This is a genomic window from Armatimonadota bacterium (assembly GCA_035527535.1).
In the GTDB taxonomy this organism is placed as follows: domain Bacteria; phylum Armatimonadota; class Hebobacteria.
Genome location: DATLAK010000085.1, coordinates 1 through 2,943, shown reverse-complemented (window position 1 = coordinate 2,943; position 2,943 = coordinate 1). Strand labels below are relative to the sequence as shown.

The window sequence follows — 2,943 nt, the reverse complement described above, 5'->3', positions numbered from 1 at the left end:
GGCTGCCCTGTATTGTTCAGGCATGGAGCCCCGCACCGCAGCCCAACTCGCCGCAGCCCTACTCGCCGCCCCCCGCTTCGTGCTCGGGGAAGAGCAAGGCGCGTTTGAGATCGACACCCACGCGCTAACCGCGCCACAACTCCAGATCCTGGAGCTGGTCGAGATCTGCGCGGACATGGCCTCAAAAATCACCGACGCGTCGGGCGACACCTGGACCCGCCAAGGCAAGAGCCACCTGTGCTTCGCGCTCCGCGCGCTCGCCAACTCCGGCGCGATCATCGCCGATGAGGGTGGCTGCTACTCGGTAGCCTGACCTGTAGGATCCAATAGAGGCAAGATAATGACCATCAAAACACCTACCCCCAAGGAGCGCGAGGCCGTGCTCATATGCGCGCTTGCCGCCTGCCAGTCTATGCTAAAAACGTGCCAACGCATGTTGGCCACGTCGATCGCGGAGGCCAGCCAGCTGGAGACCGACGTTGCCGCGTTACGCGCGGAGTTGGCAGAGGCGCGCGGGCCTGGACCCGCGGCGATCTACTCCGCTACGCCGGACGCCGCCGATCACACCGTCGCCGCCTACGCCGCGCGCGCGCGCGCTGGGGAGAGCTTCAGTGTGACAACATCGACCGCCGCGCAGGCCGACGCGCTGGCCCGGCAGCTGCGAACGATCGGCGTAGTCGCCTACGGCAGCGGGCACCACGGGATAGGAGGCGGTTCCAGCGTGATCGTCGAAGGCCAGGCGGCGGCCCTTCCGGGCGCGGCGGCCTACGCAGCACGGGCAGCCGAGGCCCCGGACGACGCCGAACACGGCGTGACCCTCGCGGATGCGCTACCGGCGGCGCCCCCGTGCAGGGCCTGCTCAGGCGAGCGGGGCCGGTTCGAGAACGGGCCCGGCCACACGGATTACTGGGCAGGGTGCGACGTGTGCGCAGGTAGTGGCGTGTGCCCGCTCACAGAGTAGGAGCGCGCCGGATCTCGAGGTTGGCACGATTCTTTTCTGAAGTTTCTTGCCGATACCCCTAGTAAGCGCGCCCGCTGTATGGGATAACAGTTTGGCCATGGAGAACCTCAGCCCCGCCGCCATCCTTGCCATCAGCCCCGACCTCGCGCTCAACGCGGAGTTTGCGCTTATCGAGCTTGTCGGCGGCACCCTGCACTCCTACCTGCGCGCCCGCCGCTCGGCGCACGGCATGCCGCGCGTCTCCCGCGCCGCGCTGAACGCGAACTTCGCCACCTGGGCCGCCCCCCGTCCCGCGTTCCTGCTCAACACCCCTTTCATCACGCGCTAAGCCCGCGTTTCTTTTCTCAGGTTTTTCGCCGATACCCCTAGTAATCCCCGCGTCCCCCTGGTATCAATAACTCATGGCCACCCCCGACCAGTCCGAAGCCGCCGCCGAGACCGTCACCGACGCCCGCGAGGCCGCGCAGCTCATCATGGACCTGGCAGGGTTCGGCGCGATCGCGCCCCAGTTCCCCGAGGACAAGAGCGTGCGCGCTTGGCTCATCACCCGGCGGACCACCGACGGCGGCGCGTTCCACGCCGTGGGCATGCGCATCTTTGGCTACCGCTCAGGGGACAAGCTCCCCAACACGCGCAACGGCAAAGCGATCAAGGCTGCGATCTGCGCCGCCGCCGCGGAGTGCCACGAGACCGGCTTCGCGCTGGAGGTCGAGTAGCGCATAGGCCGCGTGAAAATAAATCGCAGATATCTCCCGATACCCCTAGTAAATAACCGCGGCGCCTGTATACTTCTCCCATGTCCACCCCGACCGCCTCGCCCTCCGCCTTTCTTGACTACCTCCTTTCGCTCGCGCCCGCCAACGACGCTACCCTGGTCCACATGGTCCTGGCCCACGACGAGGGCTCGATCCCCGGGGATGCGGCGTTCTCGGCGCTGGCCAGCCGCACGGGGATCAAGGGCGCTCATGCCGCCGTCACCACGGAGCGCACCGCGCGCGAGCTGGAGTCGTGGACCATGAAAATGGAAGCGTTCGCCCAGGTAGCGATGGCCGCCTAGGCCCCGTCCTTCAACCCAGCCCCGCGGACCCACCCGCGGGGCTTTGAAGGTGTGAACTCCCGACCCCAACTCAGTGACCGCGCGCTGGCCACCTGCAAGGCGCACTGGTTCGGCCACAAGGACGACCGCTCGTGCAGGAGCTGCCACGTCATCACGGCGTGTCACGCGCATTGCGCAGGAGGTCAGGACGCGCTGACGGCGCACATCATCGCGCTCAATACGGCGGCGGAGACCGCGCCCACGAAATAAATCGCCCAAGTCGGTCGATTTCAGTGGACGGCCGCCGGCCCTTCGGATACCTTCCCTCTGTGGCCGGTACCAAAACCCTCGCAGCGCTTCTCACCGTCGCCCTGCTGCTGACCGGCCAAGCCGCCCGCCCCGCCAACACCCGCTGCGCGCGGACCGCCGCCGCCCAAGCCTGAGAGCCCAGACCATGACCGACCAGGAACAGACCAGCGTGCTTGACGCACTTATCGAAGTGGCGATCCTCCGCCCCGAGATCGCCGCGGATAGTCCGCACTTCGTGAGCTCACGCGCTCTGCGCCAAGCGCTCGCTTTCATCCCAGACGAGCACCACACCAGCGACCACGCGATCGGCGCGCGGTTCGTGGCCAGCGTGGTAGCCAATGCCCGCGCGCTTGCGCGCAGCCCCTACACCGTAGCGCTGTTCGCGCTGGACGCCTGACCCATGGCCAAACGATCATTTGAGCAGTACGCGCCGCACGATCGGCGCGTTGTCTACCGCACAGACAGTGGCCACCTGGGGCCGCGTGAGGCTTGCCCTGATGGTCTGTCCCGCCCGCGCACCGTCGACGCGATGCCTAGTGATGCCTTGCGCTCACTGGACAGCATGCGCGAGCATGCCCGCTGGATCGTCCAGGGCACCTATTGGTCCACAGGCGAGGCGCTGATCCAGGTGCGCGAC

The 2,943-nt window shown here is 67.2% G+C and carries 7 protein-coding genes; all 7 read left to right on the top strand.

Annotation, left to right across the window (positions count from 1 at the left end; translation table 11 throughout):
* Nucleotides 1-313 (top strand): hypothetical protein (locus VM221_06065; GenBank protein ID HUT74381.1); only part of this gene is annotated, 313 nt, incomplete at its 5' end.
* A gap of 27 nt (nt 314-340) precedes the next feature.
* On the top strand, nt 341-961 hold the full coding sequence (locus tag VM221_06060) for a hypothetical protein (protein HUT74380.1): 621 nt from the start codon (nt 341-343) through the stop codon (nt 959-961).
* 97 nt (nt 962-1,058) lie between these two features.
* A complete protein-coding gene (locus VM221_06055; protein ID HUT74379.1) occupies nt 1,059-1,289 on the top strand; it encodes a hypothetical protein in 231 nt (76 codons plus the stop codon).
* 73 nt (nt 1,290-1,362) lie between these two features.
* Nucleotides 1,363-1,677 (top strand): hypothetical protein, encoded by a 315-nt coding sequence (locus VM221_06050; protein HUT74378.1) that lies wholly within the window; start codon nt 1,363-1,365, stop codon nt 1,675-1,677.
* Nucleotides 1,678-1,757: 80 nt separating this feature from the next.
* On the top strand, nt 1,758-2,018 hold the full coding sequence (locus tag VM221_06045; protein HUT74377.1) for a hypothetical protein: 261 nt from the start codon (nt 1,758-1,760) through the stop codon (nt 2,016-2,018).
* A 433-nt stretch (nt 2,019-2,451) separates the two neighbouring features.
* Nucleotides 2,452-2,703, top strand: coding sequence for a hypothetical protein (locus tag VM221_06040; protein ID HUT74376.1), 252 nt, complete (start codon nt 2,452-2,454; stop codon nt 2,701-2,703).
* A 3-nt stretch (nt 2,704-2,706) separates the two neighbouring features.
* A partial coding sequence (locus VM221_06035; protein ID HUT74375.1) for a hypothetical protein occupies nt 2,707-2,943 on the top strand: 237 nt, incomplete at its 3' end.